The sequence below is a fragment of the Vibrio paucivorans genome (assembly GCF_054053395.1).
In genome coordinates this window covers 1,060,513-1,074,718 of sequence record NZ_CM133230.1, presented here as the reverse complement: position 1 = coordinate 1,074,718, position 14,206 = coordinate 1,060,513, and the positions used below count along the sequence as shown (strand labels likewise).

Below are 14,206 nucleotides of genomic sequence, written 5' to 3'. Positions count from 1 at the left end.
TCTTATTCTCTACTTACCCAGCGCTTCTTTGTAATGCTGGCGGCACACCGACACATACTTATCATTACCACCGATAGCAACCTGATCGCCTTCTGCAATCGCTTTACCGTGCTCGTCCGTTCGAATAACCATGTTTGCTTTGCGCCCACAGTGACAGATTGTTTTCAGCTCGACCAATTTATCAGCCCAAGACAGTAGATATTTACTGCCTTCAAACAACTCACCTAAAAAGTCGGTTCGCAATCCATAGCACAACACCGGAATATGTAGCTTATCGACAACCTCAGTTAACTGATATACCTGTTCTTTGGACAGGAACTGACACTCATCAACCAGAATACAGTGACGCTTTTCAGCTTCATTTAGCGCTGCTATTTCTTGATATAAGTTGGTATCAGTACGAAATAGTTGCGCCTCAGACTGAAGACCAATTCGTGAACTCACTTTTCCGACACCATAACGGTCATCTAGTGCGGCGGTGAAAATCACCGGTGTCATACCGCGTTCTTGGTAGTTAAAAGAGGATTGAAGAAGAGTGGTGGATTTACCCGCGTTCATCGCTGAGTAATAGAAATACATCTGAGCCACTGAATGCTACCTATAAGCTTAAATTACAAAATAGAAAAAAGGGCTGAAAAGTCAGCCCTCTAGGATTTACTTGCGACGCCACGTTGTGCCTTCTGGGCCATCTTCCAGAACGATACCCATATCAGTCAGCTTATCACGTGCCATATCAGCATTTGCCCAATCTTTCGCTGCGCGAGAGTCATTACGAAGTTTAATTAGCGCTTCGATTTCAGCAACTTCATCATCGCTGCCAGCATCACCTTTTAGAAATGCTTCAGGCTCTTGATACAGAATGCCGATAACATCAGCAAGTTCACGCATTAGGCTACCCAGTTCACTTGCTTTCTGTACATCTTCTGTCTTGATGCGGTTGATATCACGCGCCATGTCAAACAGCACAGAGTATGCTTCAGGCGTATTAAAGTCATCGTTCATTGCTGCTGTAAAGCGCGATACATACTCTTCGCCACCAGCCGCAGGAACAGACAAGTCCAAACCGCGTAGTGAAGTATATAAGCGCTCCAATGAAGCTCGAGCTTGGTTAAGGTTCTCTTCACTGTAGTTTAGCTGACTACGGTAGTGACCCGACATCAAGAAGTAACGAACAGTCTCAGAATCATAGTGCTGTAGTACATCACGAATAGTAAAGAAGTTGCCTAAAGACTTAGACATTTTTTCTTTATCAACCATCACCATACCGCTGTGCATCCAAGTATTTACGTACTGGGTATCGTGCGCACAGCATGATTGTGCAATTTCGTTTTCGTGGTGTGGGAACTGAAGATCTGAACCACCACCATGAATATCAAAATGGTTACCCAGAATGGATGAGTTCATTGCAGAACACTCAATATGCCACCCAGGACGACCTGGTCCCCATGGTGATTCCCATGTAGGTTCACCCGGCTTAGACATTTTCCACAAAACGAAGTCTAGCGGGCTACGCTTAGCCATTTCAACATCCACTCGAGCACCCGCTTGCAACTGATCTAAGTCTTGCTTAGACAACTTGCCATACTCATCGTACTTGCGAACTTCAAACATAACATCGCCATTGCTCGCAACATAGGCAAAGCCGCGCTCAATAAGCTTCTCAACCAGTTCAATAATCTCCTGGATGTAGCCCGTTGCTCGTGGCTCAACGTCTGGACGTTTCATGTTCAATGCATCAAAGTCTGCATGCATTTCACCAATTAGGCGTTCAGTAAGTGAATCACACGATTCACCGTTTTCAGCGGCACGCTTGATGATCTTGTCATCGATATCCGTGATGTTACGCACGAAGGTTAAGTTATAACCTAAGTAACGCAAATAACGTGAAACAACATCGAAAGACACGAATGTGCGACCATGACCAATATGACAGAGATCGTAAATGGTTACTCCACAGACATACATGCCTACTTTGTCGGCATTGATTGGTTTGAATTCCTCTTTCTGTCTTGTGAGTGTGTTATATATTTTTAACATGATCTCTATCTAAAATTAGTGGGTGAAACAAATAGTGGTTCAGTATATCAACTGAAGCGATGATAGGTAATCCCAAGTCGTGCAAAATCTCATCATAATCGCCGCCTGAATCATGCTTTCTGTCAATTTGTCCGTATAAACTTCCTAGAAGTTACGCTAGAATCTCAGCTTCAAATCAAAAACATTAATAAAGGTATTCGTCATGATCATCCTTCACACAAATTTTGGTGACATCAAAGTTCAACTTAATGAAGAAAAAGCACCAGAAACAAGCGCAAACTTCCTACAGTACTGCCGTGACGGTTTCTACGACAACACTCTTTTCCACCGTGTAATCGATGGTTTCATGATCCAAGGTGGTGGCATGGAATCAGGCCTACGTGAGAAAGCGACACGTGCTTCAATCAAAAACGAAGCAAACAATGGCCTAAGCAACAAGGTGGGTACGTTAGCAATGGCTCGTACAATGGAACCGCATTCAGCAAGTTCTCAGTTCTTCATCAACGTGAACGACAACACTTTCCTAGACTTCCGTAGTGAAAGCCTAGATGGCTGGGGTTACTGTGTATTCGCAGAAGTGGTTGAAGGCATGGACGTAGTCAATAAGATCAAAGGTGTTAGCACTGGCTCAATGGGCATGCACCAAGACGTTCCTCTTGAAGAAGTTGTTATTACTGGCACAACTATCGAAGAGTAATCATTGAAAAGAGAGCGGCTACCGCTCTCTTTTTCCATCGACCTATTATGACTACACTATTCATTTCAGATCTTCACCTTACCCCTTCAGCTCCAGAAATTACGGAATGCTTTATTCGCTTTATGCGAGAAGAAGCTCCAAGCGCAGATGCGCTCTACGTCCTGGGTGACCTTTTCGAATTCTGGATAGGCGATGACGACCGTTCTGAATTTGCTCAGCAAATTAGACAAGAATTCAAAACCCTCACAGACTCCGGTGTACCCTGCTTTTTCACCCAGGGTAATAGAGACTTCTTAGTCGGAAAAAAGTTTGCCAAGCAAACGGGTGTGCAATTGCTAGGGGATGAAACTGTTATCGACATCTATGGCACTAAAGCCGTTGTTTTACACGGTGATACCTTATGCACTCAAGATGTTAAGTACCTAGAGTATCGACAAAAAGTTCACATGCCGTGGTTACAATGGATTTTTAATCGCATTCCCTTTTTCATCAAAGAGAAAATTGTTGCGAAGGTACAGACAGACATCAAAGAAGACAAACACACCAAGTCACTCGACATCATGGACGTCACCCAGAGCGAAGTCGAATCCGTGATGACTAAGCACCAAGTGAACCTTATGATTCACGGTCATACCCACCGACCAAATGTGCACTCTATCAATAGTCAAGACGGTGATAAGACTCGAATTGTTCTTGGTGATTGGTACACCCAAGGCTCGGTTTTAGTCTATGCTAAAGAGGGATTTGAGTTACAAACTCGCCCATTTCAATCGCAATAAGTCGGCCACTCACGTTGTTAGGCCTTACTATAAAATGGGTCTAACACGTAACAGGTATAAAAGAATTTAACATTGAAATATTCCTATATTGCACGGCAACCTATCCTCGACAGAGACAAAAAAACGATCGGTTACGAATTACTGTTTCGTGATGGGCCTAAAAACACATTTCCAGATATTGACCCTGATGAAGCCACCAGCAGGTTGTTATCTGATCATTTCCTATCGACTCATTACAGCACTCTTGGTGATAGCGTTGGGTTTGTAAATTTCCCCTACCAAAGCTTATTGAACCGTATCCCCACCCTGTTTCCTTCTGACAACTTGATCGTGGAAGTACTGGAGGACTGCGAGCCAACGGCAGAGTTACTTGAAGCTATCAAAGAAATGGCGCAGGCCGGTTATAAGATTGCCTTAGACGATTTTATACCCTCCCCTGAATGGAAGGCTTTCTTGCCTTATGTTTCAATCATTAAATTCGATATTCGCCAAGTTTCCATCGATAAAGCACAAGCTTTCATCCACAAACTCAGCGCAACCAAAATAGAGTTTTTAGCAGAAAAGGTGGAAACGTATCAGGAATTTAATCAAGCTAAAGACGCTGGCTTTCACTACTTTCAGGGCTATTTCTTCAGTAAACCCGAGATCATCCAGAGGAAAGCTCTTGAACCCTCATTTCTAACCGTTATTCAGTTGTGTAAAGAAGTCGCCCGTGAAGACATGGACTATCGCGCTATTGAAGAACTCGTCGCACAAGACGTCTCTTTATCCTATAAGTTATTAACGTTCGTCAACTCGTCTGCCCACGTGAGTACACAAATACAGTCGTTCAAGCAGGCTTTAGTTTACCTAGGCGAGCAAAAGCTAAGAAAGTTCATTTCTTTAGTTGCCATCGCTTCTACTCAAGAAGCCAAGCCAGACTACCTATATGGCCTTTCGATTCAACGTGCTCGCTATTGTGAGTTGATTTGTGCACGTTGCGACAGTCATATAGAAGAAGGCTCAGCATTCTTAGCGGGTATGTTCTCGCTACTCGACAGCTTGCTCGATAGGCCTCTGGAATCTCTTGTAGAAGAAATGCCTATCGATGAAGCGGTAAAAAGCGCGCTTACTAGTGGTGAAGGATTGCTTGGAGATATTCTGTTTTTGACCCGTGCATACGAGAGAGCTGATTGGGAAAGTGTCGCTTCAGTCAATCAACGCCTAAAGCTTAGTGATGATACATTGAAAGAGTGTTACGACGACGCGGTACGTTGGACGGCTGAGTTACTATCTGTGGTGTATTAGATCTCCACTAAACCTCTCCCCGTTTACAACAACTTTCGTAGCCTCTACACTTGCCGCATTGAATCTTTGAGTACCCAAGTTTATGACCCAGTGCGCATGTAATAGCGGCAAAAACTACCAAGATTGCTGCCAACCCATTCATACCAATCACGCGAATGCTGCAACACCAGAGCAGTTGATGAGATCTCGCTACTGTGCCCATGTTCATGGCTTAGTTGATTTTGTCGTCGCAACCTACCACCCAAGCTGCCATGCCGAAGAACAAAGGGATGATATCGCTCAATCTATCGACAGTGACTGGAAAGGCTTAGAAGTCACTAGCGTAGAACCTGGCTCTCATTCAGACGAAGGGTACGTTACATTTAAAGCTTACTTTACAGACGCTGGTAAAGAATACTGCCTAGAAGAACGTTCGCGTTTTGTAAGAGAGAATGGCTTGTGGTTCTATATCGACGGGACTTTCCCAGAAGAACAGCCACCACAGCCAGACGTAAGACTACAGCAGCCGGTTAGCTCTTTGAAAATTGGGCGCAACGACCCTTGTATTTGTGGCAGCGGGAAAAAGTTTAAAAAGTGCTGTGGCTAATAGCCCGATCTTTGAAATAAAAAACCGACTCAATTGAGTCGGTTTTTCTTTAGTGGTTATGGCAGTTAACCAATGTGTGTAGCGCCACCCATGTACTTCTGAAGAACAGTAGGAATAGAAATACGGCCGTCTGCTTCTTGATTATTTTCTAGGATAGCAACCATGGTACGACCTACTGCTAGACCCGAACCGTTTAGTGTGTGCACTAGCTCTGGCTTCTTCTCGCCCTTACGACGGAAACGCGCTTGCATACGACGAGCTTGGAAGTCCCACATGTTTGAGCAAGATGAGATCTCACGGTAAGTCTCTTGAGCTGGAACCCAAACTTCTAGGTCGTAAGTCTTACGCGCGCCGAAGCCCATGTCACCCGTACATAGAACCACTTTACGGTAAGGAAGCTCTAGAAGTTGCAGAACTTTCTCAGCGTGACCAGTTAGCTCTTCAAGTGCATCCATTGAATCTTCTGGTTTAGTGATTTGTACTAGCTCAACTTTGTCGAACTGGTGCATACGAATCAGACCACGAGTATCGCGACCGTAAGAGCCCGCTTCAGAACGGAAACATGGCGTATGCGCCGTCATCTTCAATGGCAAGTCTGCTTCATCAGAAATAGTGTCACGAACCATGTTTGTTACAGGTACTTCAGCTGTTGGAATCAGAGACAGTTTACGTGGTTCTTCATCGTTCACTTTTTCTTCTAGTGGCTCAGTGTGGAACAAGTCCTTACCAAATTTAGGTAGCTGACCAGTACCAAATAGGCTGTCTGAGTTTACTAGGTAAGGCACGTACATCTCAGTGTAGCCATGCTCATCTGTGTGAAGATCCAGCATAAACTGAGCGATTGCACGGTGTAGACGCGCAAACTGGCCTTTCATCACGATAAAGCGAGCACCAGTGATTTTTGTCGCGCTCGCGAAATCTAGGCCACCGCCCAACTCACCAAGATCAACGTGATCTTTCAGCTCGAAATCGTAAGCTTTTGGCTCACCCCAACGAGAAATCTCAACGTTGTCGTCTTCATCTTTACCTTGTGGAACGTCATCAGCAGGCAGGTTTGGAACAGATAGAGTTATCTCTTCCAGTTGTGCCATTACAGCATCAAGTTCAACCTTTTTAGCATCAAGATCGCTACCTAGAGTACCGATTTGCTTCTTGATCTCTTCTGCACCTTCTTTATCACCAGCTGCCATTTTTTGGCCGATCTGCTTAGAGATGGAGTTACGAGTGGATTGTAAATTTTCAACTTCGACTTGAATCGACTTACGTTGCTCTTCAAGTGTACGGATTGTCTCTACGTCTAGCTTAAAGCCACGACGTGCTAGTTTTGCAGCTGTTTCATCCAGCTCTGTACGAAGTAATTTAGAATCCAGCATTGTTAATCCTATGCTTTTTTAGTTGTGAAATTGCGCTCGAACATCTTGCTCAAGCGCCAAAAAATATTTCCCAAAATAGTTGGAGTTGCAGCGCGGCAACAAACCAATTCAGCCCTATGAGCATAGGTGTTCTATGTGATTAGGATGAATTGGTGCAGTTAACAAAGCTGCGGCTTCAAGTATGAAGGGACAATTGGATAAATGTATCTAAAATGCGCGCTTATTCATAGCGCTTTTGTGGGCTTTTTGCGTCTAAACTAGCCAAGTAATCTAACTTTTCGCCAATTTTGGTTTCTAAGCCCCGATTTGTTGGCTGATAGTAACGCGTTCCTACCATTTCAGGAGGAAGATACTTCTCACCCGCGGCGAATGCGCCGGGCTCGTCATGGGCATATCTATACTCTGCACCATAGCCCATGTCTTTCATTAAGTTGGTTGGCGCATTTCTGAGATGATGAGGAACTTCATATTCGGACTGGTTATGCGCATCGCGTAAAGCTTGCTTCCAAGCGGTATACACTGCATTGCTTTTCGGTGCACATGCTAAATACACAATGGCTTGAGCAATCGCGCGCTCCCCTTCTGCTGGCCCCACGCGTGTGAAACAATCCCATGCTGACAAGGCGACTTGCATTGCTCTTGGGTCAGCATTACCAATATCTTCTGAAGCGATAGCTAATAGGCGACGAGCAATATATAACGGATCACACCCCGCCGCGATCATTCTCGCCGACCAGTACAAAGCGCCATCTGGGTTTGAGCCTCGAATCGATTTATGCACGGCTGAAATTAGGTCGTACCAAATGTCACCTTTGTTATCAAAACGAGCCACTTTTTCACCGGCCACCTCGGCAAGCAGTTTCAGTGTGATCTGCTTGACCCCTTGCTCTTCCTCAGCCATATCGAACAGCAATTCAAGGTAGTTAAGCGACATACGCGCATCGCCATTCACCAGTTCAGCTAATCTTTCCAATACATTGTCGTGATACGTCGCTTTTTGCCCCCCAAGGCCGCGCTTCTCATCGCCTAACGCTTGTTGGACAGCCAGCATGATTTCGTCTTTGGTTAGCGAGGTTAGCTTATAAACCCTTGCTCTAGAGAGTAGAGCGTTGTTCAGTTCGAAAGAGGGGTTTTCTGTTGTTGCGCCAATAAAAGTAACAGTGCCGTCTTCTATATGGGGTAAGAACGCATCTTGCTGAGACTTATTGAAACGATGCACCTCGTCTACAAACAGAATAGTTCGCTTACCTGCCATTTTGTTCTCACGTGCTTTCTCAATCGCCGCTCGAATTTCTTTGACGCCTGAAGTCACTGCTGAAACACGCTCAACCTCTGCGTTGGCGTAATTAGCAGCCACCTCCGCTAGGGTTGTCTTGCCGGTACCCGGCGGCCCCCACAGAATCATTGAGTGGATATGTCCAGCCTCTAAAGCTCGGCGTAGCGGCTTACCTGGCGCTAAAATATGTTGCTGCCCAATATACTGTTCGACCGTTTCAGGCCTCATACGAGCAGCAAGGGGACGAAAATCTTCGTCCCCTGCAAAATCTAAACTGTAATTACTCAATCTCAGTTCCTTTGGTCATCTACCTCTACGCCATCGGGGATAATGAAGGTGAAACGATCATCATTTGGCTTACCTACTTTAACATTTTGGAAGGTAAACAGTCCGCGCTGTCCGTCTTGCTCTATAACATTAAAGCCGTTTACAACGCCCTTTTCATTGATATCAATTTGAAACTGGCCTTGATTAGAGTCTACAGCCGTCGGTATTAGAGTGAAACGATCGCCTTGTTGCGAAACTTTATAGTTATCCCAATCGCTTGCTCGATTGCGTGTCAAAAGTACGAATGGCGTTTGCTCCGTAGCTTGCTCCTGCCAAAAGATGCTGACTTGCTCAATGAATGGGCTGTAATACCAGAGTGTTTTACCATCAGAAACGAGTACGTTTTCATCAGGAAGTGATGTTGTCCAACGGAACAAGCTCGGACGTGCAATTTCCACTGTCCCCTCCCCTTCCATCACTGTTTCACCGTCTGGGCTCACAACTTTTTGCGAAAAATCGGCACTGAAACCTTCGTTGAGTGCTAAACGGCTGCTCAATTCGTCTTTAGGTGCAGCGATTACCGAGAAACTCAAACAGAGTAGTACTAACAACTTTTTCATTCGTATGGCTCCTAGAGGCCTAAAAATTATGACAATACAAACTTAATATGATGGCGGTTATCGAAAACTCCACCTTTATTGAAATTTCTATTCTACTTAGAAACTAAATTGAGATTGACCGAGTTTAGTCAGACATTGGTGGGGATATTCACCGTCTTTCATTTAGTACAAGAAAAGTTAAAAAAGTTCGACCTATTTTCCGCAGCACTGTTTAAACTTCTTACCACTTTCGCAAGGACACGGATCGTTACGGCCAATGTTTTTAAAGGGATTCACACTTTGGCTCTTCGCTCCCACCATCGCTTCATCAGCGGCTAGAGCCACTTCCGCAATCATTAAGTCAACTTGTTCAATCAAGCTGTCTAAGCTTGGCGGCGTATCAATGCCAGCTTGTTTCATTTGTAGCTGAGTTTGCTCTTCATCGATGGCTAGCATAAATGTGGTTAATAACGCATGTAACATACGCAAAGTACCGTCACCGACTTGAGCCTCTTGCCATTGTTCTTCAATAGTAGGCCAAACTGTCATAAAGCCTTCAGCAAAGTCAGCAAGATCAGTTTTTAGCTCTTCTTGATTGAGCAATGTGGTCAGTTGGTATTCACTACGTTTTAGTAAACTGTATTGCTTGTTAATCTGTTCAACCACCAGCGGTTTTGCTGAGTCTGAGTTTTCATTGATAACAGATGGCAGCCAACTTTCTGGCTGAAGTGGCTTTGTTGCAAAGTTGGCAGCGAGAATAGCGCCTTCGATAAAAGTAGCTGACTCTTCAACGGCGATGTTTTCAAGCGAAATAAAATGGTAGGTCATATTTGGTATGCATTAATCTAAATCTAACGTCATTATACCGCTAGTGACCGCATAACGTTAGTGTCGATTATATCGTTAGTGACATTCCAATACGAAGCCTCTACAATCTCGCCTCCAACGATAGAGGCACCAATCATGCGCGTAATACTAGGCCCGATGGAGGGCGTATTAGACCACTTAATGAGAGAAATTCTTACCGAGATCAATCAATACGATCTTTGTGTCACTGAATTTGTTCGAGTGGTAGACCAACTCCTACCTGACCATGTGTTTCATCGTTTATGTCCTGAGCTCGCACAAGGTTCGCAAACTAAATCTGGTGTGCCTGTTCATATTCAGTTACTGGGACAAGACCCTCATTGGATGGCAGAAAACGCCGTCCGTGCTGCAGGGCTAAGCGCGAAGGGGATAGACATCAACTTTGGCTGCCCTGCCAAGCTCGTGAATAAAAGTAAAGGTGGCGCAGCCTTACTACAACATCCAGAACTCATTTACCAAGTCGTGAAAGCCTGTCGTGATGCTGTGCCAACCAACGTGCCAGTCAGCGCTAAAATCCGCTTAGGTTGGGAAAACCCTGAGGACTGCTTCGAGATTGTTAGTGCCATAGAAAGCGCCGGGGCAGATGAGCTCACAGTGCATGCCAGAACCAAAACTGGAGGCTACAAAGCAAGTGAAATTAAATGGGAATACATCGATAAAATTCGCCAAAAGACAAGCTTACCTTTGATTGCTAATGGTGAGATATGGGATCACCAAGATGCTCTCGCCTGTATTGAAACCACCGGTGTTGACTCTTTGATGGTTTGCCGAGGCGCATTTAATGTTCCTAACCTAGGAAACGTGGTGAAGTTTAACCACGCAAAAATGCCATGGTCAGACGTTGTTGATCTTCTGTTGCTGTACTCTCAGTACGAGATGAAAGGTGACAAAGGCCTTTACTACCCTAACCGCGTAAAACAATGGTTTTCCTATTTAAGGCAGGAATATCCCGAGGCCAAGCAGCTTTTCCAAGAAATTCGAACTTTCAATAAAGCGGCACCAATCGTGGAACATATTGAAAGTTATAAAAAAGATAGAGAGCTAACGGACTAGAACACCACCTTGTTCTTTCCTGTGGTTTTGGCCTGATACAGCTTTTCATCAGCCGCTTTAAATAGTGTGTCAAAGTCGTGCTCTTGATCAGTCGCCACGACTTCTACCCCAACCGAAACGGTAAACCCGCCTTCTACAGCCTCGTGCGATTGGGCGGAAATTGCCGTTTTGACGCGTTCAATCGTTTCGCACATTCTGTCTTTATCTTGACCACGCAAGTAGAGCACAAACTCCTCGCCGCCAAAGCGAGCAACCGCGTCAGTTTGGCGAATATTGCTTTCTATTTTATCTGCCATATAGCAAATGACCGCGTCACCAACATCGTGCCCATAGGTATCATTGACCTTTTTGAAATCATCAATATCTAATACGGCTAACGCAATGTAATCACCATGCGTGGTGTTCTTCAAAAAGATCTCCATCCCGCGACGATTCAATAGCCCCGTCATTGGGTCTTTTGCAGCCAGTTCTTTCAGGTAACGTTTTTCTACATGGCTGTTGACGTAAAAAAGAATAACGACTGATAACACATAGATGATGATGATCGTGGCAATACTGTATTTTTCGAACACGAAAAAGTTTTTCACTTCCTTTTCCATATCGAGTTCATAGTACAGCGCATGGTTGAATACTACCCCATCCATCTTTAGCGGAAGTATGCGCACAGCATCGTTTGGCATTGGAGTAACTTTTGTTTGAATGATACGTATATTGCTTGGAGGGTTACTACCACTATCCAGTAGCATGTCTGCATCTACGTCCAGTGAGAGCATCCCTTGGTGTTCTCCGTGACCAAATACTGGCATCGTCATTGTGATAATAGGCTGATCCAGCATAAACATTTTCGCGGGGCCTGAGACGGTAATTTTTTCCCTATTGGTTGCTGTTATTTGCCAGTAAGGGCGAGCTTTCAAAGTCGACAGCAACTCTTTAGTAATATTTTCTGCGATTGTTTCTGGTGATGAAATCACATAGCCTTCTCTATCGATGTAGTGCACACCGTATAGGTAATCGTCTAAATCGTGTAGAAAAGAGAGCACTGGAGCTAAAGAAACTTGTGTAGAAGCGCGTTCATAAAGCGGGCTCCCCGCTAAACAAAGAGACTTATCTCCCACCAACATATAGTCAATATCAACGGCGGGAATACTGAGGTTTTTCCCTTCGGCGAGCAACAAGACGTCTATTGGCCACATCTGGCACAGTTCATCATCGATAATCTGACGGTTATGTTCAAGCAATAACGCCGATTTAGACTGGTAAGAATTGGTAAAACTGTAATCTAATGCAGTGATCACTTTAGTTGCTCGCTCTAACGAGTCGGTAATACGCTCATACTCACTGCTAATATCACGATTCACTGAGTCATAATAATTCTTGGCTGTGAGTGCCAAAATCAATATGGACGCAATGAGTGGGGTCAGCAGTACAAAGCCAAGACTAAAGTGTCGTTTTGCTTTCATTAAATCTAGTTACCTCAGAGCCGGAAAATAAAAAGCCCATCAAAAGCTTAATACATTTGACGGGCTTAATACACTTTGTGAATGCATTTAGGCAATAAAATCACATACTTGATTTAGGCAATAAAATCACATACTTGATTTAACGAAACCTAACGACATTAGGTTAATTCAGAAGCAAACTATCATCGGCAAGCTCTTCGCCTCTTACCTTAGTAAACATCTCGAGTAAGTCGGGTACTGTCATGTTAGCTCGCTGCTTACCAGCCACATCTAACACTATTTCTCCTTGATGCAGCATTACCGTTCTATCACCACACGCTAGTGCATCTTTCATCGAGTGCGTAACCATCATCACTGTCAGGTTAAATTCACTGACAATGGTTTTAGTTAGATCGATAATAAACGCGGCCATTCTCGGATCCAGTGCAGCAGTATGCTCATCAAGCAACAAGAGTTTGCTGTCGGATAAGGTTGCCATAACCAAACTTACCGCTTGTCTTTGTCCCCCAGAGAGTAAACCAATGTTATCTCCCAAACGATCTTCTAACCCTAGTCCGAGAATACTAATCCGCTCTTGGAACAACTTACGTCTTTTAGAAGAAAGCGATAGGCTCCACCCTCGTCGCTTACCTCGCATATAAGCCAGAGCCATATTCTCTTCGATGGTTAAGTCACCACAAGTCCCGGCTAACGGGTCTTGGAACACCCGTGCGCACTGGTTGGCCCTTTGATCGACCGTTCGGCTTGTCACATCTAGTTCATCAATAATGACTCTGCCTCCGGCCATAGGCGTTTCGCCAGTCACTGCACCAAGTAATGTCGACTTTCCTGCACCATTTGAACCAATCACGGTTAAAAATTCATGCTCAGGAACCTCCAACGAAACTCCCTTAAGTGCTCGATTCTCCAGAATCGTACCTGGGTTAAAGGTCACTTCAATATCTTCAAGTCGAATCATACCGCTTCTCCTGACTCTTTACCCTGCTTAGTCGACGAGCCTTTAGCAGCAGGGCTATTGGCCTTTTTTGCTTTGAGGTTCCCTTTAATTTTCGGGGCAATGAGGGCTATTGCGACCAGAACGGCCGTGACTAGGTTCAAGTCGGATGCTTGTAAGCCAAACATACCGGTACTCAAGGCGAATGCAACGGCTAATCGGTACAACACCGAACCCACAATAACAGCAGTCACCGCCACCCAAATTTTCCGACCTGGAATAAGCGTTTGGCCTAGAATCACCGCAGCTAAGCCGACAACAATAGTACCAACCCCGGATGTCACATCTGCAAAGCTATTTGTTTGTGCAAACAGTGCGCCTGCAAAGCCGACAAAGCCGTTGGACAAAGCCAAACCAAAGTATGTATAGAATGCAGTACTTCCACCTTGTGCGGAGACCATTCGCGCGTTCACACCTGTCGCTCTTAGCCCGAGTCCAAAATCGCTGTTAAGCAAGCGAACGATAAACCATGCTGAAATCAGAACCAGTATCCCGACCACTAGTGGACGGATATACATCGCATCCCCCACTGCTTCAAATGGTGTCAGTATCGTTTCCTCTCCCAACAGCGCCATATTGGGGCGCCCCATGATTCGAATATTGATGGAAAACGCAGCAATCATGGTGAGAATAGAAGCGAGCAAGTGCAAAATCCCACACCTTACTGCTAAGAATGCGGTTACCCAACCGGTAGCGGCCCCAGCAAGGATTGCCATTCCGGTCGCCAACCACGGGTTAATCCCAGCGACAATGGCGGTCGCTGCAACCGCAGCCCCCATAGGGAAGCTGCCATCGACGCTTAAATCAGGAAAGTCCAGTACTCGAAAAGTCAGATAAACTCCAAGCGCGACGAGCCCGTACAATAAACCAATTTCCAGTGCACCAAAAAATGCAAAAGCAGACATAACTACTCCTTTTCTGCTCGGAAAAA

14 protein-coding genes are annotated in these 14,206 nt (G+C 44.9%); 5 read left to right on the top strand and 9 right to left on the bottom strand.

Annotation, left to right across the window (positions count from 1 at the left end; genetic code table 11):
• Positions 1-9: 9 nt before the first annotated feature.
• A complete protein-coding gene (locus ACXABW_RS05125; RefSeq protein ID WP_252030240.1) occupies positions 10-588 on the bottom strand; it encodes a thymidine kinase in 579 nt (192 codons plus the stop codon).
• A gap of 66 nt (positions 589-654) precedes the next feature.
• Positions 655-2,037, bottom strand: coding sequence for a cysteine--tRNA ligase (gene cysS / locus ACXABW_RS05120; protein WP_265689244.1), 1,383 nt, complete (start codon positions 2,035-2,037; stop codon positions 655-657).
• A gap of 202 nt (positions 2,038-2,239) precedes the next feature.
• Between cysS and ACXABW_RS05115 the strand changes: the two genes are divergently transcribed.
• The 4 genes from ACXABW_RS05115 to ACXABW_RS05100 all read left to right on the top strand — a co-directional run bounded on the left by ACXABW_RS05115 (position 2,240) and on the right by ACXABW_RS05100 (position 5,386).
• Positions 2,240-2,734: a peptidylprolyl isomerase gene (locus ACXABW_RS05115; RefSeq protein WP_252030236.1), complete on the top strand. Its 495-nt coding sequence runs from the start codon at positions 2,240-2,242 to the stop codon at positions 2,732-2,734.
• Positions 2,735-2,781: 47 nt separating this feature from the next.
• Complete coding sequence (gene lpxH / locus ACXABW_RS05110) at positions 2,782-3,513, top strand: UDP-2,3-diacylglucosamine diphosphatase (protein ID WP_265689240.1); 732 nt, start codon at positions 2,782-2,784, stop codon at positions 3,511-3,513.
• Positions 3,514-3,585: 72 nt separating this feature from the next.
• Positions 3,586-4,800, top strand: a complete 1,215-nt coding sequence (locus ACXABW_RS05105; protein WP_457524331.1) for an EAL and HDOD domain-containing protein — start codon at positions 3,586-3,588, stop codon at positions 4,798-4,800.
• 82 nt (positions 4,801-4,882) lie between these two features.
• Positions 4,883-5,386 (top strand): YchJ family protein, encoded by a 504-nt coding sequence (locus ACXABW_RS05100; protein ID WP_457524329.1) that lies wholly within the window; start codon positions 4,883-4,885, stop codon positions 5,384-5,386.
• Positions 5,387-5,451: 65 nt separating this feature from the next.
• Here ACXABW_RS05100 and serS read toward each other — a convergent pair whose 3' ends face one another.
• The 4 genes from serS to ACXABW_RS05080 all read right to left on the bottom strand — a co-directional run bounded on the left by serS (position 5,452) and on the right by ACXABW_RS05080 (position 9,729).
• Positions 5,452-6,759 (bottom strand): serine--tRNA ligase, encoded by a 1,308-nt coding sequence (gene serS / locus ACXABW_RS05095; protein ID WP_265688776.1) that lies wholly within the window; start codon positions 6,757-6,759, stop codon positions 5,452-5,454.
• 220 nt (positions 6,760-6,979) lie between these two features.
• Positions 6,980-8,329 carry a replication-associated recombination protein A gene (locus ACXABW_RS05090; protein WP_457524952.1) on the bottom strand — a complete coding sequence of 450 codons (1,350 nt, stop codon included), beginning with the start codon at positions 8,327-8,329 and terminating at the stop codon, positions 6,980-6,982.
• A complete protein-coding gene (gene lolA / locus ACXABW_RS05085) occupies positions 8,326-8,922 on the bottom strand; it encodes an outer membrane lipoprotein chaperone LolA (protein ID WP_265688778.1) in 597 nt (198 codons plus the stop codon). The genes ACXABW_RS05090 and lolA overlap by 4 nt, the downstream gene beginning before the upstream one ends.
• Before the next feature lie 192 nt (positions 8,923-9,114).
• On the bottom strand, positions 9,115-9,729 hold the full coding sequence (locus ACXABW_RS05080; RefSeq protein WP_457524327.1) for an SEC-C metal-binding domain-containing protein: 615 nt from the start codon (positions 9,727-9,729) through the stop codon (positions 9,115-9,117).
• A 135-nt stretch (positions 9,730-9,864) separates the two neighbouring features.
• Between ACXABW_RS05080 and dusC the strand changes: the two genes are divergently transcribed.
• On the top strand, positions 9,865-10,821 hold the full coding sequence (gene dusC, locus ACXABW_RS05075) for a tRNA dihydrouridine(16) synthase DusC (protein ID WP_457524325.1): 957 nt from the start codon (positions 9,865-9,867) through the stop codon (positions 10,819-10,821).
• Here dusC and ACXABW_RS05070 read toward each other — a convergent pair.
• The 3 genes from ACXABW_RS05070 to ACXABW_RS05060 all read right to left on the bottom strand — a co-directional run bounded on the left by ACXABW_RS05070 (position 10,818) and on the right by ACXABW_RS05060 (position 14,180).
• Positions 10,818-12,281 (bottom strand): sensor domain-containing diguanylate cyclase, encoded by a 1,464-nt coding sequence (locus ACXABW_RS05070; protein ID WP_457524324.1) that lies wholly within the window; start codon positions 12,279-12,281, stop codon positions 10,818-10,820. The genes dusC and ACXABW_RS05070 overlap by 4 nt on opposite strands.
• 163 nt (positions 12,282-12,444) lie before the next feature.
• Complete coding sequence (locus ACXABW_RS05065) at positions 12,445-13,239, bottom strand: ABC transporter ATP-binding protein (protein WP_265688782.1); 795 nt, start codon at positions 13,237-13,239, stop codon at positions 12,445-12,447.
• The gene (locus ACXABW_RS05060; protein WP_265688783.1) at positions 13,236-14,180 is read right to left on the bottom strand and encodes an ABC transporter permease; all 945 of its coding nucleotides are present in this window, start codon (positions 14,178-14,180) and stop codon (positions 13,236-13,238) included. Before ACXABW_RS05060 ends, ACXABW_RS05065 begins: the two co-directional genes overlap by 4 nt.
• Between the last annotated feature and the right edge of the window lie 26 nt (positions 14,181-14,206).